A 22,640-nucleotide genomic window follows, 5' to 3' on the forward strand; every position below is an offset into this window, starting at 1 on the left:
GTTCTTGGCTGAATTGGCCACCCGTGTGCAGAAGGCCAACGGAGGTCTCAAGTTGACTTTTTTGAATGCAACTGTCGCGTTAATCGGAAATTTCGACCATTCCGCTGGCTTTTTAATTCTAAGGTTTAAGCTGCATCCACGCAAAAAAATAGCATGTGAGCCTGAATGAATATAAAGGGGAAGCATCAATTTTGCTCAAAAAATTTTAATAACCTATAGTTTTTCACAATTCAACTTGGCTTTTCTCCTTAACTAATGGATAGTTCTAAATTACCTCTGAGTAACAATCAAGGAAAAAGCTTATTAATGACTTTAACCACTTCTTTTATAAAATGTCGGAAAGAGACATTCTGATAGAAAGGCTTGAAAGGAAGCTTGCCGAGAAGGAGAGAGAGTTGGTGGAGCTGAGAAGAATGAACAGGGAGGAGCTTGAGAAAATAAAGAGAGAGATTGCGATGGAGGCCAAAGAGGAGGTTTTGAGGGAGGTCCACAAGCTATTGCAGAACTCCCAGATTCAAAGGCTTTCTGAAGTCGATTCGAAAATCGTTGAGCTGAGAAAGGCCATGGAGAGCATAATCACCGAGCTTGCTTACATTAAGGGGGAGCTAAAAGGTCTTCAGGAAAAAGGCGAAAGCAAAGTAGAGAGAAAGGAGATTATCGAGGAAAAAATTCAGAAAGCCATGGTCTTTGAAAATGAACCCCTTTACTTGGAGGAGAAAGAAGAGAGAAAACCAGCCAAGGAGAGCAAAAGACGTGAGCACGACGTAATCATCCCCGAAGGCAAGAAAGAAGAGAGAACAGACGATGGGGAGGATGGGTTGATAGTTTGCGATTAGGATGCACATCGAGAAAATACGGCTGAAAAACTTTAAATCCTTCGGCAAAAAAGCTGAAATTCCTTTTTTCAAGGGATTTACCGTTATCACCGGGCCCAATGGTAGTGGTAAGTCAAACATCATCGACTCCATTCTTTTCTGCCTTGGCCTATCCACCTCAACAAAGCAGCTGAGAGCCGAGAGGCTAACAGACCTCGTCCACAACGGAAGGAGCGAGGCGGAGGTTGCAATCCTCTTCTCCGAGAATGGAAAGAAGTACGAGATAGCGAGGAAGGTGAAAATTACGGAGAAGGGCTACTACAGCTACTACTACCTCAACGGCAAGAGTGTTAGCCTCTCGGAAATTCACAGCTTTTTATCACAGTTCGGGATATACAGCGACGCTTACAACGTGGTGATGCAGGGAGACGTGACGAGAATAATCGAAATGTCCCCATTCCAGAGGAGAAAGATAATAGACGACGTTGCCGGTATCTCAGAATTCGACGAAAAGAAGGAGAAAGCGCTGGAAGAGCTTGAGAGAGTTAGGGAGAGCATAGAGAAGCTTGAAGCTGTTATTGCCGAAGTCAACGACAGACTTCAAACTCTGGAAAGGGACAGGAATGAGGCTATAAGATACAAGGAGATTCTGAGCAAAAAGGAAGAGTACGAAGGCTATTTGAGGGCTCACAACTACCTGACAGCCGTCAAAAGCAAAGAAAAAGTCGAAAGAGAGCTTGAAAGGCTTGAAAGGCAAAAGGATGAGCTGACAAGCAAGATACCGGAAATCAACGCGAGGATTGCTGAGCTCAATGAGAAAATCAACGAGCTTGCCGCTAAAATCTCAGAGCTTGGAGACGAGAGGTCTGCCGAAATTCAATCGAGAATTCTCGAACTAAGCTCGGAGCTTGAATCTCTCAGGAGAGCGGAAAGATTCTACCTTGATGAGGCCAAAAGGCTTGAGGAGGAGTCTGTAAAGATAATTTCGGAAATATCCAAAATAAAGGAAGAAATGGAGAGCTTGGATGGAGAGCTGGAGGAATACGCGATAAAAAGGATTCAGGTCGGAGAGATCGTTGATGAGCTTGCCGCTAAAATGGAGCTGCTGAGGCAAAGGCTGGAGGAGGTTGACAAAAAGCACAGAGAGCTGAGAGACAGGCTTGTAAGCAGAAAAGAGGAGCTCGAAATGTACAAGGAGAGGAGAGGTGAGATTTTAAGGGAAAGGGACAAGCTCATCGAGCTGCTCAGAAGGATAGACATGGACGTTGAGGACATCAAAAACGAGATTGCATCTATTGAGTCCAAGCTAAAGGAGTTTGAGACCGAGAAGAAGGCCAAACAGGAGGAGGTCTGGAAGCAAGAAGAGGAGCTGATGAGCGCCAAAAAGATGCTCTCTTCAGCTGACAAAAAGCTTTTTGACATAAGGGCCAAGATTTCCGATGTCGAGGATGAGTTGAAAAAGGCCGAGCTTGAGCTTGCAAAGGTGAAGGCGACGCTCTCCACGCTGAGAACGTACTCAAAGCCGGTTGAAATTCTCCTCGATGCGAGAAACAGAAGAGAGCTCCCCGGAATCTTTGGGACGGTTGCACAGCTTGGCGAAGTGGATGAGGAGTACGTAGCTGCAATTGAGGCCGCTGCTGGAAATGCTCTGCAGTTCGTCGTTGTTGAGACTGAAGATGATGCCGTTTCAGCTATAAACTTCCTAAAGGCGGTAAGAGGGGGGAGGGCTACCTTCATACCTCTCAGAAGGATAAAGAGCTTCAAGCTGAGCCTTGACAAGTCGATTCTGAAGGAGGACGGAGTTATAGACTTCGCCGTTAATCTCGTAAGGTGCGATAAGAAGTTCCAGCCTGTCTTCAGGTTTATTTTGAGGGACACGGTTGTTGTTGACAGGATTGAGACTGCAAAAAGGCTGATGGACAGGGGCTTCAGGTTCGTGACTCTGGACGGGGATATTGTTGAGAAGTCCGGTCTTATGACCGGTGGAAGCGCTGAAAAGAGGGGCATTCTCGTTTCAAGAGAGCTCTTGGAGAAGGAAAGAATGCTTTCCGATAAAATTTACGAGCTTCAGCGGGAGAAGGAGGGCCTTTTTGCGGAGCTTAACAGGGCTGAAAGCCTGAGGAAGCAGTACAAGGACGAGGTGGACAGGCTTACGGGAATGATCAGCGAGCTGAGAAACAGAATAAGTCTGCTCGACGAGAAAATAAGAACGGAGAGTGGAAGAATTGAGGAGCTGAGGGAGAAGATTTCGCAGAAAAGCAGAGAGAAGGAGAATTACATAAGCTCCCTGAAGGATTACAACTCAAAGCTGGCGGAGATGGAGGAAGCGATTGGAGAACTTGAGGCGGAAATTGAGGAAATTGAGAGGATGCTCAGGGGCAGCGAGGTGCCGAAAATCGTGGAAGAGCTTGATAAAATTAAGGAGGAGCACCAGAGAAACAGGGAAATTCTCATTTCCATCGAAAAGAAGATTGAGAGCCTTGAATTCAAGAGAGAGCAGCTTGAAAGCAGCATGCAGGAAAAGCAGGTGTATCTGGATGAGATAAAGGACAGGATAGACGAAATTCGGAGGACGATTGAAGAGGGGAAGGCCAGAGTGGAGGAGATTAACTCCGAGCTCGAAGAGCTCAGGAAAGAGGAGAGGGAGCTTGGAAAGGAGCTTAAAGGCCTGAGAAAGGAGAGAGATGAGTTAATAAAGCAGTTGAGAAATGCTGAGGAAGAGAAGAGGAAAATCGAGGCTGAGATAGACAGGCTTGAGGAGAGGATAAAGCTCCAGAAGGAGAGGCTTGAGATTGCGGAATCTGAGATTGCAGAAATTGGCGAGGTCGAGGTTCCCGAAAACCTCCCACCGCTTGAAAAAGTTGAGAAGGTTCTTGATGAGGTGTTGGTAGAACTTTCAACATTTGGCGATGTTAACTTAAAGGCTATTCAGGAGTACGAGGAGGTAAAGGCGAGGAGAGATGAGCTTGTTGAGAAAAAGATGGTTCTGGAGAAGGAGAGAGCTGATATTCTGGACAGAATTGAGAAATACGAGAGAATGAAGAGGGAAATATTTTTTGAGGTCTTCACCGCAATAAACAGGAACTTTGCAGAAATTATAAGGGAGTTGGCCAACGGGGAGGGAGAACTTTACCTCGACAGCGATGATCCTTTCAACAGCGGGCTTTACATCAAAGTTAAGCCCAACAACAAGCCCGTGCAAAAACTTGAGTCCATGAGCGGTGGGGAGAAGAGCCTTGTTGCCCTTGCTTTAATCTTTGCCATCCAGATGTACAAGCCAGCCCCCTTCTATGCCTTCGACGAGGTTGACATGTTCCTTGACGGTGTGAACGTCGGAAGAGTGGCGAAGATGATAAAGAAGAGGTCGAAGGATGCTCAGTTCATTGTGGTCTCGCTCAGAAAGCCGATGCTTGAGCAGGCCGATGCGATTGTTGGAATAACACTGGGGAGGGATAACGTATCGCAGGTGACTGGAATCAAGCTGAAAACCTGAGCTTTGAGGACCCCATTGAGATTCTCATTGAGATGGCCAAGAGGGGTGAGATAGACCCCTGGAACATCGACGTAGTTGACGTTACGGACAGATTTCTGAAAAGGATAGAGGATGCCAAAAAGCTTGATTTGAGAGTTTCAGGAAGAGTTTTGCTTTACGCTGCAATCCTCGTCAGGATGAAGGCCGAAGCAATAACACTTGAGGCTTTGGGTGGAGATGAGGAGGAAGAGCTTGAAATGTACGACTACGACTCTTTCTACTTTCTGGATGAGCCCCTTGAGTTTCCTGAGGAGGTTGACGAGGAGGAGCTTGACGAGGTTATCCTTGAAGCTCTCACCTCCATGAGGAGAAGGGTAAGGAAGATTACGACACTTAAAGACCTGATAGACGAGCTCAGGAGGGCAGAGGAGGTTGAGAGAAGGAGAAGGAGGAGAAGGAGGAGGGAGAGACAGGAGGAAGTTGGGATAGATGCAGCCTTAAGGGTTCCACACGAGGAAAGCCTTGAGGAGATGATTGCGAGAGTTGAGAGAGAGGTTTTTGAAGCTTTGAGGAAAAAGGATACGGTAACGCTTTTCTCTCTCGTTAAATCGTGGGATGTGCCAACCCTCGTGGACTATTACGTTTCCGTCTTGCACCTGGCCTTCAGAAAGAAGGTGGAAATCAGGCAAGAGGAGTTTTATGGGGATGTCGAAATTCAGAAGTTTTGATGGCTATGGTGTTGATTGTTGTGCTTCAAAATTGTTTTAATAACTCGCAGAATTAAAGGCATGCTTTAAAAAGGCAATTTGTGTTTTCCCGACTGCGCTCTGGCTGATATTTTAAAATCAGGGATTCGTAGAGGAAACTTCCTTTTGTGATTTCGTATTAACATTTAATATCATTTAATAAGTTTTAGTAAGTTTTAAGTAAGTAATTGGCTACGGTGTCTTATGATGTCCGTCGGGATGCTTAGCTTCGAGAACGTCTTTTTTATTGCCTTTTCAGCTTACCTAGTCGTTATCCTTTTGATGACTGCCGTAAGCGTTTACTACCTGCTAAAAACTTTGAGGGGTGGCGATTTTGCTCTGCCCGATTCCGAACTCTTTAAAAAGGCAGGTAAGGTGGTGGGAAAGAGCTTCAAAGACAGGGGGCTAACTCTTCACGACCTCCTGTGGGCCCTTGAACTCAGGGGCGCCGTTAAAATGGATTCCCAGAGTTCGAAATACTACTCAACTAGGCCTTTGAAGGTCAACCCCGAACATCTGGAGAGCTACATTTCGGCCTTCCTTATAGCAATGAACATCAGAAGCGACGTTACTGTGAAAAACGAATCTTTAATAATTTCTATTAACTAATCATACCTTAGCCGCTTCGATTATGTTCATATAATATCGTTACATATTTTTTAGTAAAAGTTATATAGATTTCAATAGATAGGTGTAAACCAGCGTGGAAGCTGTGATGTGCGCGATAAATAGTGGAGGTTTGGTAATATGCTCGAAACGGCAGCTTGGTGGGTCTGGCCCGTAATACTGTTCGTCTTTACCTTCTTCTTGGGGATACTGGCAGTGATGGCAGGAGTGGGTGGAGGTGTGCTGTTCGTACCACTGGTAAGCGGCTTTTTCCCCTTTCATCTCGATTACGTCAGGGGAGCGGGGCTATTCGTAGCATTAACTGGAGCCTTAGCTGCAGGACCGGGATTGCTCAAAAGGGGGCTTGCAAACCTCCGCCTTGCTATGCCACTCGCACTGATTGCCTCCACGTGCTCCATTATCGGTGCTCTCATAGGACTGGCGTTGCCAACAAACATAACCCAAACCCTTCTGGGAATTACGATTCTCTTCATCTCCTTCGTGATGGTTACGAGCAAAAGAGTGGAGTTTCCAAAGGTTGAAAAGGCCGATAAGATATCGCAGATGCTCGGAATCTACGGAATCTACTACGAGGAGTCCATGGGTAAGGAGATAGAGTGGAAAGTGCACAGAACCATTCCTTCAATGATTCTATTCGCTTTCATCGGTATTATTGCCGGTATGTTCGGTCTCGGAGCGGGATGGGCCAACGTTCCAGTTCTCAACCTCTTCATGGGCACTCCGCTTAAAATTGCAGCAGGCACAAGTAAGTTTCTCCTTTCCATAACCGACACCTCTGCCGCATGGGTTTATCTAAACAACGGAAGTGTAATTCCGCTGATTACGATCCCCTCCTGCCTCGGAATAATGCTCGGTTCCTACGTTGGTGTCAGAGTTCTTGCAAAGGCGAGTCCAAAGATGATAAGGTCGATAGTTATAGCGGTGCTAATTTTCGCCGGGCTCAGGAGTTTGCTGAAGGGGCTTGGAATTTGGGCGTGAGGTGGTTAAAATGGATAGAGGGAGAAAGGTTCCGGAAGAGCAGATTATATACGCAGACATTCTCTACTACGGAGGGCTGATAGGAATAATATTTATGGCCATCACCTTTGCCATCTACGTCTCAGGAACGCTACCGTCTCTGGTGAAGCCTGAGGAGCTGACGGAGCTATGGACTCACGACACGCACTACTACCTTGAAGAGACTGGACTTCCAACTGGATGGGGATGGATTAACTACGTTACCTACGGGGATGTGCTGAACTTCGTTGCCCTCGCATTCCTTGCAATGATTACAATAATCTGCTATCTGGCCATAATTCCGGTTTTGCTGAAAAAGAAGGACATAATTTACACAATTCTGGCCATCGCAGAGGTAATAATACTGCTGCTTGCAGCAAGCGGCCTCCTGCAGGCCGGGCACTAAATTTTTTTAAGTTTTGCATCCAACAACACACTCAGTCAAGAGACCTCAACAAAAACTCCCTCTCCCTCTCAACGCAGAACTCGAAAAGGCTGAGGTAAACGTCGAAGTGGTCGCCATTAACCCTCAGCACTTCTGAGTTTTTGGTCATCTCCGCTGCCTTCAATGCAGCCTCTGCCGGAGTAATCCCATCTCTCTCCGCAACAACATACAGAACGGGACATCTAATCCGCTCCACTCTCTCAACTGGCCTGTATCTCACAATGCTTAGAGCGATTCTTGCGGGAACAGCATTGAACCACTCCACACCTTCAGGAATGATGTAGCGGTACTTCTCAGCCTCGCGAGAGCTCATGAAGGCAAAACCTCCCTCAGGGGCGAAAATAGGAACGTAGTTAACTCTGCCGATGAAGGAGAGCAATTTGTCCACCATTCCTGAGAAAGTCAGCCTTAAGACGTTCTTTACCCCAGCTGCCCTTGCAACAGCCAGACCATCAACGAAGGGGACCTGAGAGACGACTGCATCCACATCCACTTCTGAGGCAATCGTCAGAACGTGTCCACCGCTGAAGGAAGTTCCCCAAAGAGCAATTTTTTCGTAACCGAGACTTCTGGCGAATTCAATCGCATTCCTCCAGTCTTCAAGCTGCGTGTTTATGTCAATAAGCTGTCTCGGCCAACCTTCACTCTCCCCGAAAAAGCGGTAGTCGAATAGCAGAACTCCAAAATCCTCAGAGAATCTTTCCGCATAGGGAATGAGGGATTCCTTCACCGCCCCAAAACCGTGCGCCATAACTACGCACTTCTCTCTGCCCTCGTAGTGTAGCGCCGCAACTTTCAAACCGCCAGACTCAAAGAAGAGATTCATGAGATTTGTTGTGTTTTTTATTTTAAATTTTGTCGGTGCAGTGTAAACCATATTTTTTTCCGTCTTTAATGATTATTCCAAGCTCCTCCATTTCGCTTAAGTGGTAAAGAACCGTCTTGACACTCAGATTGAGCCTTCCAGCAATTTCTTTTGCCGTCATTCCCCCGTTCTCTTTCAGCAGATCCAAAATGTCTTTCTTTCTTCCCTTCAGTGAATAAGAGGGTTCGAAAGGCATATCCGCAGGAAAAACGCATCTGCTTCCGCCATATCTGACAGTATTAACGAGCCCCTCGCCTTCAAGTTGCCTCAGGTAGTAGCGAAGGGTGCTCCTGTTCATCTCCAGAACTCTCTCAAGCTCGGTTATACTCATCCCCGGATTCTCTGCCACGGCGTTGAGGATTTGCAACCTCTTTGAGCTCAAAAACGACCTGAATTTTGCAATCACAACTGGCAAAAGCTTCCAGACCGCTATCAACCCGCCCAGAATGCCAAGAATGTACTGAACCTTAATCCAAAGCGGCAAATCCCAGAATGTGATGCGAATTTCGTTGGCATCATCTTCCTCAAGAATCTTCTGCAGTTTCTCGTCGCTGATGTTTACTGGCTGGTCGCTGAAGGCGGAAACAGGATAGGTTAGCAGGAGAAAAATTAGCAGAAGCTTAGCCCTCATAAACCGCTAAGGAGTAACGCTGAACACCATCAGCTGCCATCGGGAGAGTAAACGGTAAGAGTCAGGCTGTTGGAGGGGTTGTTCCACACCAGATAAACGTCAAAGGTGTGTGACGTAACGTAGGAGGTGTACCAGTGCGACTCTCCCTGCTTTATGTAGTCGTTCACGGTTTTGATGCCAATTTCTTTCGCTGCTGCTGCGTGCGTGAGAAGGAGTGCAAAAATCAAACCCAGACTCAAAACCAACCTCATACCCTAATTTGCAGCTTGCTAATATATAACTTTTCTGACCAAAGATTTAGAATATAATTCTGCTTAAATATTCTCAAACTATGGTCAGAAACTACATATAGCAATTGATGTATCGTTTTAATGGTGGTGGTAGCATGAAACATTCGATAATGGTGTGGGTATATGTTTGTTTAGCAGCATTCACTTTAGCAGGGAAAACACTGGCTTATGACGTGGGTGCAGCTGTAGCCTTCTCAGAAGACCCGGAGGACGTTTGGTTCAACAGTGTCAGCCAGTTCGTTGAGATAATATCGAGCGAACCAACTTGGGTACAACACTTCCTCAATGACTACCCGAACGTAGGACCTTATATGTGGACGGAAGAGGAGAAAGGTAATGACAATTTCTACGCCGATTACACAGAACTATCCTTAGTTTTAGGGCATGGAGTTGTTGTGGTCTATCCTGATGGAACAAAAAAGAGTGCAATAGGCTTTGCAGACCGAGGATATGCACTCCCAGATGATATTAGACTTGGGTATGCCAGCCCAGATGGATTTGGATACAGCGTGTGGACTTTCATAATCCAATGCAGTGTTCTGGGAGACGAATATGTAGACGACTGGCTTCAAACTTTGCAAGGTGTTCATATGGTTTTAGGCTTTGCAAGCACTGCTACCATCAGTAATGCCGACTTTCCAGAATTAGCATATCGACTAACAGGCACAGGTGGTTATACCAGAGAAAAGGTCGAAAGTGCCTTTTTTAGTACGTTTCTTAAATCGGATGGCGTGCATGATGATAACAGGGCCAGAATTATAGCCGAAAACTCTGAAGTACTTGATAACGACTACTTAAACAGCTTTGAACGTGTGCCGGTTGATGGAAGCAAGATAATCGTTACTGGGTGGGTGGGGTGAAAAAATGAAAAAATACCTTGCGCTCGCTGCAATTGTGGCTATTTGCGCTCTGTGGCTCACCCAGAACAGCAACTTCGAAGCGGGGAAAACTTTCAAATTGTTCGATTCAGGAAAAACTGCGATACTCCGGCCAGTAATCTACTACAACCTGCCTAACGGAAGTGTAATCGAGGTCAGAGATAGTAATCCCTTTCCGTTTACCATCGAACTGGCGAGTGGTGGTTTAGGGATAAATGCACCTTCAAAATCATTGGAAGTTTACACCTACGAGACTTATAAAAAGCCGGAGGAGATAAAGGTTATCGCAAAATCTTTTGGAGCATCTTTGGATAAGCTCTACTACAACGAAATTACGCATGCGTACCTCTACAACGATGAAAAGCTTAGCTTTGAATACTACCCTAATACTGGGTATCTCAGAATTCTCTTCAAGAATTCAAGTCTGGAAAAGGCTTCAATTTTAAATGGGCTTCTAAACTACAGCTATCAGAAAATCGAAAAGAACGGAGGAGTATTTTACGCAAGAAACTTTGACGGTTTATCATCTAACGTCGGTTTGCTTGTTAAATCCGATGAAAAGGGGATAAGAAGCATTGAAGGAATACTGCTAAAAAGTGTAAAGCTTAAAGGAAAATACGAACTCATTCCAATTGACAGGATTCCAGAAATGCTCGAAAAAAGGGTTAAAGGTGACCTTAAAGCGGACGACTGGTATTTAAGCAACATCGCCTTTACCAAACTAACACTAACGAATGTTTCTCTGATGTACACAATCACTCCTGACGGTATTCTTCCAGTCTACTGGTTTGAAGGAAAGTATGAGCTTGATTTTGAAGGAATAAAAGACTCAGGAACTGTGGAGGGGAGAATAGTGGCTGTTAGTGCTAATTAAGTTATAATTTTTATATTCTCAAACTATGGTCAGAAACTACATATAGCAATTGATGTATTGTTTTAATGGTGGATAGCATGCTGAAAAAGGTGTTGAGTCTGGTTTTGGTGTTGGTGATGCTGAGCAGCAGCGTTGTGCCAGTGATGGCGGCGAGCGATGCAGAAAAGTGCAGCTGCGGAGCATGCGAAATAACCTTGAAGAGAGTTGTCGAAGTGGAACTGGCTAAAAACGGAAAAACGATTCTAAACGTCACTGAAATCAATCAAAGCCTTAGCGAGTGGTTTGCTGAGAACTTCGAAGGAAGCTTCAGTTGCGCAGACGGAAGCTGTCTTGCTTTCGATTACCAGCTGGAAATTAAGGAGCTACTGAACTTGTCGAAAAACAACAAGGAGCTGAAGTTGCTTGAGATTAAAGTTTACAACGAAACCACCAGCCACGAATTCAAGCTCCTCAGCTACTTTGCACAAACCGCAACTTACAACCTCAGCCTGATTACGAGAATAATGGAAATCGACGGTGAGAACTACTTCGTCACAACCATTAACGTTGCTCCCAAGGACGATAAGAAGTTTGCTCCCTTTGCCGACATCGTGGAGATCAAGTCCAAAACTACTCTGGCAGAGCACTACAGAATCCTCGCCAAAGTGCTTAACGAGATAAGGAAAGGAGACGATACAAGCTGGGTTTGGAACAAAGCCAAGAACGAGCTTAACTACCTGAGCAGGGTTGTTGAGATGGAGCTGGAGGAGTATAATGTCGAAGGATATGGATGGACACTGATAATCGATGATGAGTGTACATCGGCATGTAGCCTAATTTTAGGTATGGCAGGGGCTACAGTTTGTCTAATCATTTGTTCCGTCACAAATGTTGGTGCTTTAGCTTGTGGTGTTATTTGCTCAGTTGCTTGGGGAGCAGCATCTGGGACTGCATGTAGTTACTGGTGCACTGGAAACCTTGATCCATGTTCTGCAGGATGTGGCGGATTTTGCTCTGGAGTGTGCTCAGGTGCCTGTAGCGCACTTCTTTCTAGACTTGGACTAACCTCACTGACATACTTCTGTGAAAAGTATGCATGTGCTCCAGCATGCACAGGAGCGTGTGAGTCGGTATGCTGAGGAAAAAACTGCTGAAAATTCTGAGTGTGTTAACTCTCTTTATTTTTTTCCAGTATGTAGCAAAATTTGGGATCTTGGAGAGTTTAGCTCTCTCGATCGTTTACGTTCTGTTGATGGAAATTCTGAGGGACCTCGAAATACTTGCGGAAAAAAGGGTAACATACAAACTGAGTTCTACTGAGGTGACAAAATACGTTGTTTCAGAAGCCAGTATTTTCGTAACCTCTTTAGCGATTACTTTTTTATTGGGGGGAGAGATTCTGGATGGTCTTGCGTTTGGTTTCTTTTTCTTGGTGTATCTCCAGTGGTTCTACAACGAAGCCGAAATGGAAAGAGTTTTCAACGATTTCCCAACTTTTCCAAAAATTTTCTTGATATATAGGTTTGCTATAACGTTATTTGGTTCAACCATTTGCTTTTATCGCTTCGTTTTCGGTGACGTGCTAAAAAGTATAGTAGCAGGCATTCTGACGTTTGCGCTGTTTTTGTCACAAAGAGCTCTCAATCTGGAATACGTTACAAGCGGAAAGTTTGTTAGGTCAGTTTCAAATCCCCAGTGGTACTTTCGACGAGTCAAGCATTTTATCCTCTCCGCTCCCGCCATGGGTGTTGGGGCTACTGCTGGCTACATCGCGGCAAGGTCTGCTGAAATAGAGTCGATAATTGAAACAGTCTGCTGGACTTTCAGAGCTTTCCTTCTGCTGACCATCGTTGTTGTTTGTATTTTAACGCTGGGTAGCTGGTTGGGACTGAAAGTTCATAAAAAAGCATGATGGGTGGAATTTTGCTGTTGTGGGGTTTGAAGATGTTTAACAGAACACTCAGCTACAGCTCTTACGTGCTGAGCTACCAAGTTGAGAAGCAGCAGTACAACGTGAGTGTGCTGACGAGGATTATCTCCGTAAACGGCACCGACCTTTTCATGACAATGGTGAATATAGGTCCAAGGGACAGCAAGGCTCAGCCCGTCGCCGATATAGTGTTCTTCACTAACAAAACGAATCTGGCGGAGCACTACAGGTTGCTCGGCAAGGTTCTGAACGAGGTAAGGAAGGGTGACGAGACGAGCTGGGTTTGGAACAAGGCGAAGAACGAGCTTAGCTATTTGAGCAGGGTTGTTGAGAGGGAGATGGGGGAGTATAATGTTGAGGGTTATGCCGCAGCTACAACCATGGATATTGATGCTTGCGGAGCTTGCAAAGTTCTATTTGAAGTTGCGTGTGCAGTGGGTTGTGGTGTAGGAATGGCTACACTTTGTATACTTGCGGGATTGACAACGGGTGTGGGTGGGATTGCCTGTGCTGCGATTGCGGCTGCAGTCTGTTGGGCAATTGGAGAATACGGGTGCGATTCCGGTGCAGGATATGTATGCACTCAAATAGGTTACTGCTAAGGAGGTGTTGAAAAGTGATTAAAAAATCTAATTTGTTTTGTTTTATTTATACACTGATTTCTTTTATTGTAGTGGCAATTTTAAGTTACGTAGTAGAAAGGGAAGTCAATTGGATTCTGGCTGTTAGCGTCTCTGCTGGTGTGTGTATTGGCTATACGTTATTTTATAGAAAAGTTAGAAAACCTTGGGGATAGCATGCAGAAAAAAGTGTTAAGTCTGGTTTTGGTGCTGGCGGTGTTGGAGAGTATAGTACCAGTATCTGCTTGGGGGACAATAACACATGTTAGAATGTCTTCAGAGGCAGGGAACCCTTACACAGGATTTAAAATGGAATACTTGTCTGGTTCCATTGCTCCGGATGCTGGATACATCATCTCGACAGAGTGGGGTACAAAGTTTCATGGATATTATGTAAATGATGCTCTGAACATAGCAAATAAAATGTTGAGCTTGGCGGAAGGAACTGATGAGAAAGCATTTGCCAAAGGGTGGCTTGCACATTTAATGCAGGACAGAGTGGCTCACGGAAATGGAGACGGGTTACCGAAAGACCAAGCTTACGGTGAAGGCTACTCGAACTACGCTGCTAAAAAATACGGCTTAACCCACATAGAGGCGGAATTTTTTGTTAATGGTAGAGTTATTCACGAAAAGGGCTGGGATTGGGACTTCGTGAGGTTTGCAGTTCCAACGGAGCTCATTGTCAAGACAATGAGAAGTCTTTACGGTTCGGCTCCCAATGAGAATGACCTTAACAATGCCTACAACACCTTTGCAATGGAATACTATGGTGAGCTGGCATTTTGGAACTCGCCATCAGGAAATACAGCCTATTTAACGCTTCTTCTTTTTGGGACGGTTTCCGACTATGACGATTATGTTTCAGACGTTCACTGCAATCCTTATGAGGAATCGATTTATTTGACCAATCACCCAAACGCAAGGTCAACGTATGCTGCGGGAACGTATATAATGGGAGTTAAAAAGGTTAAAAGCAGTGACGGGCAAATTAAAAAATGGATGAAGGAATACGCTGAGAGATTAGAGAAAGCGGGAGCGATAAAGGTAAACAGAAAATTCGAAGATGGATGGCTGGTAATCGAGTTCAGGATGGTTGACAAATATAAGGCTGACAGGATTGCCAAAGAAGTTCTTCAGGACATGGCGAGATCTGAAGAAATTTTCCAATTCATTAATTTAAAGGGTGACGAGAAATGAAAAAAGGCGACTTGGCGCTGTATATATCATTAGCAGTTATTATTTTTATATTTTTTGGAATTTTTTTCTTACCAATGTTTATAGTATACGGTGGTTTTGGACTTCTTGACCCTTTTGCTGTTAAAGAAAGATACACCTCAGGACTGTTACATATTCCTCCTAAGGCGAAGAACCGTTCGAAAACGTAACAGTAATCATCCCAACAGCAAAGCTGGGCTCTGTGGAGCTCCCACCAAAGAATTTCGAGACTATAAAGATTAACAACCGAACATACATAAAGTTAACCGGGGACAAGCCACTATCCGAAAAACTTTGGCCTGAAAGAAAGAACGAAACCCTGTACAGGATGGAGTTCAGGGTCGAGTTCCCCAAGATGAGCATAGAAAATCTCAGCGAATACAAAATAGATGATGAATCAGTTAGAGTCCTCCTAAACTACACCAATGCCAGCTACGTCAGGTTGTATATCAGCCTGTATTACCTTGAATTCGATTACGTGGACATCCTCGGGAAAAGATTTTACACGAATTTCGGCCATTACGACTCTCTAAGGTGTTGGAGTGTGGTGAATGTTACTGAGGTGGAAAGGAACAAGTGGATATCGGCTCCTGTATCGTGTGAGAGTTAGACTTTTGTCAGTGTTAAATCTTGTTTGGTGCTGGTAGTGTTGGGATGTTGCTCTAATCCCTCCAGCAACTTTCATTCTTGTTTACGTCTGGGTCACTCTGCTTAATTTTTATTTTTAAGGCTATTATATTCTCAAACTATGGTCAGAAATTACATATAGCAGTTGATGTATTGTTTTTTTGGTGGTAGCATGCCATATGTGTGCGGCCACAGCAATATGGCGGTGAGTGTGGTATGAAGAAAAAACACGTTATCCTTCTAATCCTGATTTTGTTACCAGTGGTCTTCCTGCACATAATGCTGGCCACATGGGGACTCTCCATGTCCTTCTACGTCAAGAGGCTTTCCTCACCACCCCAGAACTACTTCGAAATCACCGAGGAGGACTTTCGGGAGATTCCAGAGCTGAAGAAGATATTCGAGGACTTGCGGAAGCTTGCTCCAGGGGAGAGCAGGAGCTACGAGCTTGATATCGATACCGGAAACAAGGTTCACAGCTATCTGACAGAAAAGCAGGCTGGAGTTGGTGAGTGTAGCTACACATACTGCTTCAAATACGGTGATGCCTACTACGGAGCCCACATGGGGACGCCTTAGAGGAGGTGTAGGCGTGAGCCTTAAAGTTCTGATGGGTGGTAGCATGTCATTGAGTCTGGTATTAAGGAGGTGTTAGGGTGAGTCGCAAATTGCTACTGGCACTGACATTCTTGGTTGTGTTGGGCATAGCAGTTGTAGTGATGGCAGCAACCTATGAACTATTCCTCCTGTTCAACTCTTGGCTTGAAGGCAAACCCCTCGGAATTGTGAAAATAAGCGTCGAAACGCCAAAAGCAGACGGTATCTGCTTCATCGCAGTCCACCGCTTCTTCACGCCCATTAATCCGACAAAAGCGTGGAATCAAACCGACGTGATTTACAGGGGGAAGGTGAAGTGCGGCGAGAGTGTGGTTGTTAAGGACACAATCAGGTTAATGCAGGTCGGAGCGAGAGATGTGAACGGAGAAGTTATGCCGATATACGACTCTCCGGAGTATGCGGTTGTGGTGGTATCTAAATCCGGCGGATTTAACAGGATAATCCAGACTGACATCGTGAAGCCCATCACCGAGGTAAAAGTGAAGGCTGAGTTTGAAAGTGGAGAGTCCGCAAGGCCGGCTGAAGCTCCAAGCACGTCCAGAACCTGCAAAATCTCCAGTAATCCAGATGCATGCGTTCTTGACGTGAAGCTTGCTTACATCAACAGCATTCCCGGGCTTAAGACGGCCTTCGGTCTTGAAGGAGTACGTCCTTCTGCCATGCACGTCGAGGGCTGGGGAAGCTCCTGCATTTCCTCCGAACCAGATACAGCTTGCCCACCATCCGCGTGGAGATCAGGCGGAAAAAAGCTGACGATTTCAAATGTAGGAGAGATAAGTGATTACGTCTCTGACGGACAGAGGGCTATCGTCTGGGGAGGTGTGGAATACCTGTATGAGAGACATGCAGTGTGGGATGATGAATTCGAGGCTTACTGGAAGTACGAGTTCTTCTATCCTAGGGCGATAGGGGGCCTGTCGACACCTCAGGTCGTTGGAAGCTACACCCCACCCCCCACCCCTCCCAGTTACGCTGCAGGTCCGCAAAATGGAAGTTGCGAGATAAACTTTGAAAAACCATATCCTTCCGACACCAAGCTGAATCTTACAGCTCAGGCTGTTTTGAACATCGGAGAGGTTTCCCTCAGCATCTCTATAAGTCCCTACCAGTCGGGCGACGACAGGCATCCCACTCCTTACCTGAGCATTGTGGACATCAGCGGAAAAGGCTATCCTTGGTACTACTGGTGGTACAAGAACAACGACAGAATGACCTACGAGGTGGAGTTTTACGGTTCCTGAGAGCAGATGATGGTGTTGATGGAGTAGAATCTAAAACAGGTGTTGAAAATGAACGTTAAAAAAGCCCTCGTCATCTTAGTAGCATTGGCCTTGGTGGCTGCAGGCATTTATTTGTTAAAGAGGCCTGAGGAGGAGTTGAGGGTAAACACGGACTTGGAAAACGCAAAGCTCAGCGACTTCTGGAGTGCTGTTGTTAAAGCTGCAAATGTGCAAAACGAGACTGCCAACCTCGAATGGTTGCGCTTAAAGGTTGAGGATGGCAAGATACACCTTCTCCACCTTGAATTCAACGGAAACGGCGTGGATGGAAGGAAAAGGGTGTATTTTGTCGATGTTGACTCAACTGGCAGGGTGAGAATTAACTCAGGAACGGTTGAGCAGTCGATAAGCACGAGGCATCCCACAAAGGTATTCAGAGAACTCGACGCTCTTGGCCTTTACAGCATAGGAGGTAGCTACACTCTCAGCGTTGACTTCGAGTGGGGAGATATAGGGTTTGACAGCACAGTAACACCGCTTTACCTGCTTGAAAATGGTGAGCTGAAACCGCTGAGGGAAGTTGTGTTCCACACCGACTGGCCAGTGTGCGAGATAGCTGTTTGCAAAAATGGCTGTGAGGTCTGGTTCATTCGGGAGGACCTGAGCAGGGCGAGCGAGGTCGTTTTTGGGTGAGGTTTAGGGATTTTTATTTAGCAGGAGGTGGCAACAGTCGCTGAAGGGAAGCTTAGAATTCGAGGTGATGAGATGAGAGCGAAGTGGATATAACTCCTGCTCTTTTTGAACACGCTGTCTTTTCTAACCGTAATTCTGGCCTTCCCGAACCTCTACATGGGCGAGATGGTCTTTGCTGGCCTCGTCATCCTCCTGATGCACTTTGCTTGCGATGTGGCGTCATTGAAGCTGGCCATTGGCAATACTCGCTCTATCCTTGGGAGAATCTCTGCCCGTTCTCAGCCTATCGCTCCCTTTTCTTTTCCCAATCCTCGCCGCCATTAGCAGTTTAAAAAAGCTGAATCGGAAGGTTGTTGCGATGACAAACCTTCGACGGCAGCGATTGTGGACTGGCAGGGTCGCATTAAACGGGCATTCGCATGGCTTACTATAACCACCAAAACAGAATTTTAGCCCGGGGACAGATTTGGAATTTGATTGGAGAGACCGAAGGTCTGGATTCTGGCCGAAGACATCCCGCTTGTGCTATTACAATCTCGAACTACACACTACTGTTGGCGCGCATCTTATGGGAGGAGCTTCCATTCCTAAGTCATGAGCAATGCTTCCACACCGATATTTTTATATGCAGTGTGACATCAAAGCATATATCGGTTGAGAGGATGAAAGAGGAAACAGTCAAGGCCATAGAGATGGTAGGAAAAGTGCTTATCCTTGTCCCTTTGCTGGCCAGCTTGGTTCTTCTTCTATACTTCAACATAACAGGCAGCTCTGCTGAGATTGGCTGCGGTTTCTGTCTCGGGACTGTTATACTGGCAGGCATCGTTCTGGTTGGATATAGCGTAGTTCGGAGCAGGTAGTTACATGATATTCCTGATTATCTCAGTTCCTTTCGGGATTTACTCTCTCGTCATTTACAACCTTACAAGGAGAGCGCCGGGAAAAATGAGATACCTCATCCCCCCTTTGCTGACAGCAACACTCCCGGCATTGTATCTACCCCTGACAGGCTTTAAGGTCAGCTATGATCTGCTGCCCGTTGTTGGATACCTAACATATTCGCAGTTTTTGCTACTCCTGCTGCAGCTTCAACGATAATACTCGCTCCACTAATTGACAGGCTCGGAGAAGGCTTTCAGGTAACGAAAATTACCATTCTAAGGGACCCGTATCTGAACTGCCTCAGCTCTTCACGATCTCTTCGCTGGTTTACGTTACTTTCTACGGCATGCAAAAGCTTAGAAATGGAGGTGGAGCATGAGAGATAAATTGAACCTCCTAATATTTTTCATCGCAGCTCTCCTTATTGCCTTGGGGCTGAGATTCACGCCCACCATATCCTTTGCTGGCTTAATTTTGCTGCTTGCAGTTGTTCCAGCCTTGATGCTAAGATTTAGAGATTTTTTCTCTAGAGAAGCAGTAATTGCAGGAATCTTTGTTCTGGGGCTGGCTTTAAACGCACTCATCGGCGTTGCTCTGGCTTACACCAAAAGCATGGAGTTTGGAATGTCCCTCCTCTCTCTGCTCCCGCTTACCCTTGTGCTAACCGCGAACGTCTTTGCCACCTCCTTGGTGATAAGGATTGATGCCAGCGGGAAGGAGGTTTTTGCCTTCTACTTCTGGTTCTTGATTTCAGTAGGGCTGGCCTTTCTTTTCCTGCTTCCCACAGGAGGGAGTGCAGAAATTTCGCCTCGTGGAGCAGGCTGGTTCAGGTTTGTTGAGTTTCCGATTCTTTACTCTGAGTTGGCTCTGATACCCTCTGCTTTCTGCTTGGTTTTCCAGCGTGTCAGGACTTTCTTGTTTTTCTCCCCCTTCCCGTTGTTCTTGGATATGTCATGGAGTTCACTTTAACACAGCTGTGAGTTGAGGTTTAGAGAGCTTAACAGTAAAGTTTTCGGTGGGTTGGGCACACTCGTCCTGATAGATGAAGCTTCTAAGTCCCCTCTGCCTACTTATCCTAACTTACAAGTATCCGCAGCAGTTGGGGGCTATCATCGGGCACTCTCGGGCAAGTCCCCAACGGTCCCCTCCCAACGAACCCTTAATTCGACATGAGTTAACGAAACTGGCTGAAAACTTAATTTTTGCTATCTCATCTCAGATACTTTAGGCCATAAGCAGAAACCAGCGCCCAGTCAAAATCATTCGGCCTCAAGGTAGCCCTTCAAAGCCTCCTTAATCTTCTCAGGCTCTGCAGAATCCAGGCCGAAGTAGGTGGCAAACTCCTCGGTTGTTGTGAGAATCGTGGACCTCCCCTTCTTCTCCGCCTTAACAAGTCCTCTCTCCTGCAGCTTCTTCACATGCTCGTAGCACTTGTTTCCCCTGATTTTTGCCACCTTGGCCAGAGTTATGGGCTGCTTTAACGCTATAACTGCGAGTGTTCTGAGAGTTCCCCTGTCGAACTCCCTGACGGTGAACCTCTCAACGTATTCGGCATATTGAGGCTTAACTCTCATCAAATACTTCTCTCCAACCTTTATTATCTCGATTGACGTGTCACGGGATTCATAATCTTTAATGAGCTCGCCAATTGCGTTGAGAATCTCAACCTTATCCTTTCCTGTTATCTTTCTCAACTCTCTAGCATCTACAGGTTCGGATGAGGAGAAGAGGATGGCCTCTACGATTTTTTTCAGTTCCATAAATCTATTGGAATTCTTTTATTTTTAAATCTTAGCTCGATTTTTGCTTGCCTCTGATGTTTTGAGATACCACATATCCAAAGGGGGCGTAGGAGAAGTTGTGGAAGGTAAGGGGTTCAGACACACAGTTAAGGCAAAAACGGTCGTGCTTTATGGAAAGCTGGAGTGCAACGTTAGGGGTTTAGTTTACGAGCTGGGGTGGAGAGATTCAATGCTTCATTCTTCAGCTATTCCTCATAAAGTCAGGAATGTTGGAAAAGAGAAGGCTATTTACCTGACTGTATGCTCTCCACCGGGTGGTGTGATGGGAAGTGAGCCTTTGAGTTATTTTCAGCTACAGGAGTCAGGTTGTGGGCTTGTTGAGAGGTTTAAGGGGTTTAAGCCCAGTGATGTTTGTGATTTAGAAACGTTAGATCGGTAAAATTGTGTTCTTTTGGTTGTTGCGACATTTGGCATGAAGTACGCTAAACCCTATCAAAAAGATTACAGAAAGCCAGAGAGTGCTGAAGAGGAGTTTAAAACGCACGTCACTTCGTGACGGCGCTCTGTTCTTCGCAGTGTGAAACTTAAGTGAGGCTGAAATTTGTCAATTGGACGTAATAGAATTCATCGATGAGATGGCAGTCGAAGCTAATGCAAATACAGCAAGATTATGGAGCTTTGGAAAGCCCATTAAAAGGGCTAAAGCTAAGGTTTCAGGGTTTCACAGCATAAACGGAGAAAGCGTGGTAGAATTTCCCGAGAGCAATAAGGCTGAAGACTTCATATTTTTCTCAGGAAGATAAGAGAGGAAAATCCTGATAAAGGGAACATAATCGTTCTCGATAATTTCAGAACACATCACGCCAAATCATAAAACGTCAAATCCACTGGCCCATGTATGCAAAAAGCCCCGGATTTGAAAGAATGCCTGCAACGATTCCCGTCAGAGTTGCGGTTCTGAGGTCTGATTTCTTCACAAGCTTCAAAATGAAGGCAGTGTAGGGGGCCATCAGGATGAAGGAAACAAGAAACAGCGCCAGAACGTGAGATAGATTCAGTGAAAGAGTCGATAAAGAGCCCACCGACAGTAATCAGAAAGACAGCAGGAAGAAAGGCCCTTCCAAGACTCTGCCGCATTACCTTCAGCACAGGGTCGGCCATTGCAGGCTTTATAGCAAGCAGAAGTGGCAGGAACTTGCTTTTCCGAACCATGATTGCTGTTGATACAGGACACATTAAAACTATGCTTTGAACAAAGCTCCATATCCCCACGACTAACCAGAGCCCATTTTTTCACTAAGCGGGAACATAGACAACTTCACAATTTTCAACTATTTTTCTCACGCCATACACGCCCTTGAAAAGTTCTCCATTCAGAAAATACTCCTGCAATGCTGACAGGTATTTTTTGTCAACAGGGAAGTTCATGGCGAATTGCAAAGCGTCTTTAAGCCTCAATCTGCCTTTTTCGTGTGTAAGTTTCCAGTAGTCAAGCAAAATAGGATATCGCAGCCTGTAGGCACCTGATATCACCGCCGTATTGAACTGCGGATTGTTGAATGCCCAGTAACCTATACCATATTTTTTACACAGCTCAGAGACTTTTTTCTCCAGTTTATAGTGCTCTTTTTCAGATGTGGTTATTCTTGCTCCAAGCTTTCGTCCACTTTCAAAATACCTCTTTTCGTATAGGGGTATCAGAGAGGAATACCTTTCGCTTGATTTAAACACCTTTTTGAGTCTGTTCCATATAAATCCAGATATCTCAAGGGGCGCCATTATTACATTTCCAACTCCTGCTTCAGCAGCGTCCCTTATTATTCTCTCTACGTCTTCATCTGTTACGAAGGGAAAGTAAGGAGTTATGTGGAGGTAGGTATCAACTCCAATTTCAGACAGCCTCTGCAACGTAAGAATTCTTTCTTTCTGCCTAATCGGGGAACGCACAAACTTGCTTCTTGGAACAAGTGGCTCCACGAGTCTCGTAAACTCATTATCGTAGGAGGTGACTGTCATGCCAACTCCTATAAGCTCTCTTTCAGCCAATTTCTCAATAATATCTATATCATTCAGTATTAAGGGCGATTTTGTTTCTATAAAACACGGAAAGTCGTGCTTGTAACATATTTCAAGCAATTTTCTGGTTAATCTGTAATTCGTCTCAACTGGCTGATACGTGTCTGAAATGTTACCAATTACAATAACGCTCTTCCTTTTTCTTTGCTCATACTTAGCTATCTCCTTCTCGAAAATCTCAGGAGCATTCTTTTTCACATAAATCTCCTTTGAAAAAAGGTTTGGACTCGAACGCATGTAGTAGTGAGTGCAGGCAGCATAGCAGTACACGCAACCATGAGAGCAGCCACGATAAATGTTTGCAGTCAATCTGAACGGCAGATACCTCATGGAAAAGAATCCGTCTCTCATCCTGCTTATTATGGACTTAGCTCTTGTTTCAACTATCTTCACGCT

At 45.4% G+C, this 22,640-nt stretch carries 27 protein-coding genes and 1 pseudogene; 22 read left to right on the forward strand and 6 right to left on the reverse strand.

Annotation, left to right across the window (positions count from 1 at the left end):
* Positions 1 to 332 precede the first annotated feature (332 nt).
* The 6 genes from AF_RS07845 to AF_RS07870 all read left to right on the forward strand — a co-directional run bounded on the left by AF_RS07845 (position 333) and on the right by AF_RS07870 (position 7,062).
* Positions 333 to 836 carry a hypothetical protein gene (locus AF_RS07845; RefSeq protein ID WP_010879054.1) on the forward strand — a complete coding sequence of 168 codons (504 nt, stop codon included), beginning with the start codon at positions 333 to 335 and terminating at the stop codon, positions 834 to 836.
* A gap of 1 nt (position 837) precedes the next feature.
* Positions 838 to 4,308 carry a chromosome segregation protein SMC gene (gene smc, locus AF_RS07850; RefSeq protein ID WP_010879055.1) on the forward strand — a complete coding sequence of 1,157 codons (3,471 nt, stop codon included), beginning with the start codon at positions 838 to 840 and terminating at the stop codon, positions 4,306 to 4,308.
* A 32-nt stretch (positions 4,309 to 4,340) separates the two neighbouring features.
* A complete protein-coding gene (locus AF_RS07855; RefSeq protein WP_010879056.1) occupies positions 4,341 to 5,015 on the forward strand; it encodes a segregation/condensation protein A in 675 nt (224 codons plus the stop codon).
* Positions 5,016 to 5,237: 222 nt separating this feature from the next.
* The gene (locus tag AF_RS07860) at positions 5,238 to 5,642 is read left to right on the forward strand and encodes a hypothetical protein (protein WP_010879057.1); all 405 of its coding nucleotides are present in this window, start codon (positions 5,238 to 5,240) and stop codon (positions 5,640 to 5,642) included.
* 138 nt (positions 5,643 to 5,780) lie between these two features.
* Positions 5,781 to 6,638, forward strand: a complete 858-nt coding sequence (locus tag AF_RS07865) for a sulfite exporter TauE/SafE family protein (RefSeq protein WP_010879058.1) — start codon at positions 5,781 to 5,783, stop codon at positions 6,636 to 6,638.
* Between the two features lie 10 nt (positions 6,639 to 6,648).
* Positions 6,649 to 7,062 (forward strand): hypothetical protein, encoded by a 414-nt coding sequence (locus AF_RS07870; protein WP_048064412.1) that lies wholly within the window; start codon positions 6,649 to 6,651, stop codon positions 7,060 to 7,062.
* A 31-nt stretch (positions 7,063 to 7,093) separates the two neighbouring features.
* On the opposite strand, the gene AF_RS07875 is transcribed toward AF_RS07870, so the two are convergent.
* Genes AF_RS07875 through AF_RS07885 form a run of 3 tightly spaced genes read right to left on the reverse strand, consistent with a single transcriptional unit; the run spans position 7,094 to position 8,848 of the window.
* Positions 7,094 to 7,927, reverse strand: coding sequence for an alpha/beta hydrolase (locus AF_RS07875; RefSeq protein WP_158296890.1), 834 nt, complete (start codon positions 7,925 to 7,927; stop codon positions 7,094 to 7,096).
* Positions 7,928 to 7,949: 22 nt separating this feature from the next.
* On the reverse strand, positions 7,950 to 8,597 hold the full coding sequence (locus AF_RS07880; RefSeq protein ID WP_010879061.1) for a winged helix-turn-helix transcriptional regulator: 648 nt from the start codon (positions 8,595 to 8,597) through the stop codon (positions 7,950 to 7,952).
* A 29-nt stretch (positions 8,598 to 8,626) separates the two neighbouring features.
* Positions 8,627 to 8,848, reverse strand: a complete 222-nt coding sequence (locus AF_RS07885) for a hypothetical protein (protein ID WP_048064413.1) — start codon at positions 8,846 to 8,848, stop codon at positions 8,627 to 8,629.
* A gap of 134 nt (positions 8,849 to 8,982) precedes the next feature.
* Between AF_RS07885 and AF_RS07890 the strand changes: the two genes are divergently transcribed.
* The 13 genes from AF_RS07890 (at position 8,983) to AF_RS07950 (ending at position 19,395) form a co-directional block, all read left to right on the forward strand.
* Entirely contained in the window at positions 8,983 to 9,747 is a 765-nt protein-coding gene (locus tag AF_RS07890) for a DUF6345 domain-containing protein (protein WP_231487470.1), read from the forward strand.
* A gap of 4 nt (positions 9,748 to 9,751) precedes the next feature.
* Positions 9,752 to 10,639: a hypothetical protein gene (locus AF_RS07895; RefSeq protein WP_010879064.1), complete on the forward strand. Its 888-nt coding sequence runs from the start codon at positions 9,752 to 9,754 to the stop codon at positions 10,637 to 10,639.
* Positions 10,640 to 10,716: 77 nt separating this feature from the next.
* Positions 10,717 to 11,757 carry a hypothetical protein gene (locus AF_RS07900; RefSeq protein ID WP_148183469.1) on the forward strand — a complete coding sequence of 347 codons (1,041 nt, stop codon included), beginning with the start codon at positions 10,717 to 10,719 and terminating at the stop codon, positions 11,755 to 11,757.
* Positions 11,758 to 11,870: 113 nt separating this feature from the next.
* The gene (locus tag AF_RS07905; RefSeq protein ID WP_148183471.1) at positions 11,871 to 12,530 is read left to right on the forward strand and encodes a hypothetical protein; all 660 of its coding nucleotides are present in this window, start codon (positions 11,871 to 11,873) and stop codon (positions 12,528 to 12,530) included.
* A 32-nt stretch (positions 12,531 to 12,562) separates the two neighbouring features.
* On the forward strand, positions 12,563 to 13,150 hold the full coding sequence (locus AF_RS07910; RefSeq protein WP_148183473.1) for a halocin C8-like domain-containing protein: 588 nt from the start codon (positions 12,563 to 12,565) through the stop codon (positions 13,148 to 13,150).
* Between the two features lie 195 nt (positions 13,151 to 13,345).
* On the forward strand, positions 13,346 to 14,368 hold the full coding sequence (locus AF_RS07915) for a zinc dependent phospholipase C family protein (RefSeq protein ID WP_010879068.1): 1,023 nt from the start codon (positions 13,346 to 13,348) through the stop codon (positions 14,366 to 14,368).
* Between the two features lie 220 nt (positions 14,369 to 14,588).
* Entirely contained in the window at positions 14,589 to 14,996 is a 408-nt protein-coding gene (locus AF_RS07925; protein WP_010879069.1) for a hypothetical protein, read from the forward strand.
* 233 nt (positions 14,997 to 15,229) lie between these two features.
* Complete coding sequence (locus tag AF_RS07930) at positions 15,230 to 15,592, forward strand: hypothetical protein (protein ID WP_231487473.1); 363 nt, start codon at positions 15,230 to 15,232, stop codon at positions 15,590 to 15,592.
* 77 nt (positions 15,593 to 15,669) lie between these two features.
* The gene (locus AF_RS07935) at positions 15,670 to 16,872 is read left to right on the forward strand and encodes a hypothetical protein (protein WP_010879071.1); all 1,203 of its coding nucleotides are present in this window, start codon (positions 15,670 to 15,672) and stop codon (positions 16,870 to 16,872) included.
* A gap of 48 nt (positions 16,873 to 16,920) precedes the next feature.
* Positions 16,921 to 17,544, forward strand: a complete 624-nt coding sequence (locus AF_RS07940) for a hypothetical protein (RefSeq protein WP_048064416.1) — start codon at positions 16,921 to 16,923, stop codon at positions 17,542 to 17,544.
* Between the two features lie 662 nt (positions 17,545 to 18,206).
* A complete protein-coding gene (locus tag AF_RS07945; RefSeq protein WP_048064417.1) occupies positions 18,207 to 18,404 on the forward strand; it encodes a hypothetical protein in 198 nt (65 codons plus the stop codon).
* A gap of 4 nt (positions 18,405 to 18,408) precedes the next feature.
* Positions 18,409 to 18,642 carry a hypothetical protein gene (locus AF_RS12910; RefSeq protein WP_010879075.1) on the forward strand — a complete coding sequence of 78 codons (234 nt, stop codon included), beginning with the start codon at positions 18,409 to 18,411 and terminating at the stop codon, positions 18,640 to 18,642.
* A 159-nt stretch (positions 18,643 to 18,801) separates the two neighbouring features.
* The gene (locus tag AF_RS07950; protein ID WP_010879076.1) at positions 18,802 to 19,395 is read left to right on the forward strand and encodes a hypothetical protein; all 594 of its coding nucleotides are present in this window, start codon (positions 18,802 to 18,804) and stop codon (positions 19,393 to 19,395) included.
* Positions 19,396 to 19,685: 290 nt separating this feature from the next.
* Here AF_RS07950 and scpB read toward each other — a convergent pair whose 3' ends face one another.
* Positions 19,686 to 20,186, reverse strand: a complete 501-nt coding sequence (gene scpB, locus AF_RS07955; RefSeq protein ID WP_010879077.1) for an SMC-Scp complex subunit ScpB — start codon at positions 20,184 to 20,186, stop codon at positions 19,686 to 19,688.
* A 43-nt stretch (positions 20,187 to 20,229) separates the two neighbouring features.
* On the opposite strand from scpB, the gene AF_RS07960 reads away from it, so the two are divergent.
* Both AF_RS07960 and AF_RS12720 read left to right on the forward strand, forming a co-directional pair.
* Positions 20,230 to 20,607 (forward strand): cupin domain-containing protein, encoded by a 378-nt coding sequence (locus AF_RS07960; protein WP_048064418.1) that lies wholly within the window; start codon positions 20,230 to 20,232, stop codon positions 20,605 to 20,607.
* A 15-nt stretch (positions 20,608 to 20,622) separates the two neighbouring features.
* A pseudogene (locus AF_RS12720) lies at positions 20,623 to 21,036 on the forward strand (transposase); the annotation flags it as partial.
* Positions 21,037 to 21,046: 10 nt separating this feature from the next.
* Here AF_RS12720 and AF_RS13730 read toward each other — a convergent pair.
* Complete coding sequence (locus AF_RS13730; RefSeq protein WP_280097411.1) at positions 21,047 to 21,178, reverse strand: hypothetical protein; 132 nt, start codon at positions 21,176 to 21,178, stop codon at positions 21,047 to 21,049.
* 47 nt (positions 21,179 to 21,225) lie between these two features.
* On the opposite strand from AF_RS13730, the gene AF_RS07970 reads away from it, so the two are divergent.
* Positions 21,226 to 21,420 carry a hypothetical protein gene (locus AF_RS07970; RefSeq protein ID WP_048064419.1) on the forward strand — a complete coding sequence of 65 codons (195 nt, stop codon included), beginning with the start codon at positions 21,226 to 21,228 and terminating at the stop codon, positions 21,418 to 21,420.
* Between the two features lie 44 nt (positions 21,421 to 21,464).
* Here the strand turns inward: AF_RS07970 and AF_RS12425 are convergent, their stop codons facing one another.
* Positions 21,465 to 22,637: an SPL family radical SAM protein gene (locus tag AF_RS12425; RefSeq protein ID WP_010879080.1), complete on the reverse strand. Its 1,173-nt coding sequence runs from the start codon at positions 22,635 to 22,637 to the stop codon at positions 21,465 to 21,467.
* Positions 22,638 to 22,640 lie beyond the last annotated feature (3 nt).

Source organism: Archaeoglobus fulgidus DSM 4304 (assembly GCF_000008665.1).
Taxonomy (GTDB): Archaea; Halobacteriota; Archaeoglobi; order Archaeoglobales; family Archaeoglobaceae; genus Archaeoglobus; species Archaeoglobus fulgidus.

Coding starts and splice junctions, on each gene's coding strand:
- AF_RS07845 (WP_010879054.1), top strand. CDS start 333: ATGTCGGAAAGAGACATTCTGATAGAAAGGCTTGAAAGGAAGCTTGCC.
- smc (WP_010879055.1), top strand. CDS start 838: ATGCACATCGAGAAAATACGGCTGAAAAACTTTAAATCCTTCGGCAAA.
- AF_RS07855 (WP_010879056.1), top strand. CDS start 4,341: ATGGCCAAGAGGGGTGAGATAGACCCCTGGAACATCGACGTAGTTGAC.
- AF_RS07860 (WP_010879057.1), top strand. CDS start 5,238: ATGATGTCCGTCGGGATGCTTAGCTTCGAGAACGTCTTTTTTATTGCC.
- AF_RS07865 (WP_010879058.1), top strand. CDS start 5,781: ATGCTCGAAACGGCAGCTTGGTGGGTCTGGCCCGTAATACTGTTCGTC.
- AF_RS07870 (WP_048064412.1), top strand. CDS start 6,649: ATGGATAGAGGGAGAAAGGTTCCGGAAGAGCAGATTATATACGCAGAC.
- AF_RS07875 (WP_158296890.1), bottom strand. CDS start 7,927: ATGAATCTCTTCTTTGAGTCTGGCGGTTTGAAAGTTGCGGCGCTACAC.
- AF_RS07880 (WP_010879061.1), bottom strand. CDS start 8,597: ATGAGGGCTAAGCTTCTGCTAATTTTTCTCCTGCTAACCTATCCTGTT.
- AF_RS07885 (WP_048064413.1), bottom strand. CDS start 8,848: ATGAGGTTGGTTTTGAGTCTGGGTTTGATTTTTGCACTCCTTCTCACG.
- AF_RS07890 (WP_231487470.1), top strand. CDS start 8,983: ATGAAACATTCGATAATGGTGTGGGTATATGTTTGTTTAGCAGCATTC.
- AF_RS07895 (WP_010879064.1), top strand. CDS start 9,752: ATGAAAAAATACCTTGCGCTCGCTGCAATTGTGGCTATTTGCGCTCTG.
- AF_RS07900 (WP_148183469.1), top strand. CDS start 10,717: ATGCTGAAAAAGGTGTTGAGTCTGGTTTTGGTGTTGGTGATGCTGAGC.
- AF_RS07905 (WP_148183471.1), top strand. CDS start 11,871: ATGGAAATTCTGAGGGACCTCGAAATACTTGCGGAAAAAAGGGTAACA.
- AF_RS07910 (WP_148183473.1), top strand. CDS start 12,563: ATGTTTAACAGAACACTCAGCTACAGCTCTTACGTGCTGAGCTACCAA.
- AF_RS07915 (WP_010879068.1), top strand. CDS start 13,346: ATGCAGAAAAAAGTGTTAAGTCTGGTTTTGGTGCTGGCGGTGTTGGAG.
- AF_RS07930 (WP_231487473.1), top strand. CDS start 15,230: ATGAAGAAAAAACACGTTATCCTTCTAATCCTGATTTTGTTACCAGTG.
- AF_RS07940 (WP_048064416.1), top strand. CDS start 16,921: ATGAACGTTAAAAAAGCCCTCGTCATCTTAGTAGCATTGGCCTTGGTG.
- AF_RS07945 (WP_048064417.1), top strand. CDS start 18,207: ATGAAAGAGGAAACAGTCAAGGCCATAGAGATGGTAGGAAAAGTGCTT.
- AF_RS12910 (WP_010879075.1), top strand. CDS start 18,409: ATGATATTCCTGATTATCTCAGTTCCTTTCGGGATTTACTCTCTCGTC.
- AF_RS07950 (WP_010879076.1), top strand. CDS start 18,802: ATGAGAGATAAATTGAACCTCCTAATATTTTTCATCGCAGCTCTCCTT.
- scpB (WP_010879077.1), bottom strand. CDS start 20,186: ATGGAACTGAAAAAAATCGTAGAGGCCATCCTCTTCTCCTCATCCGAA.
- AF_RS13730 (WP_280097411.1), bottom strand. CDS start 21,178: ATGGCCCCCTACACTGCCTTCATTTTGAAGCTTGTGAAGAAATCAGAC.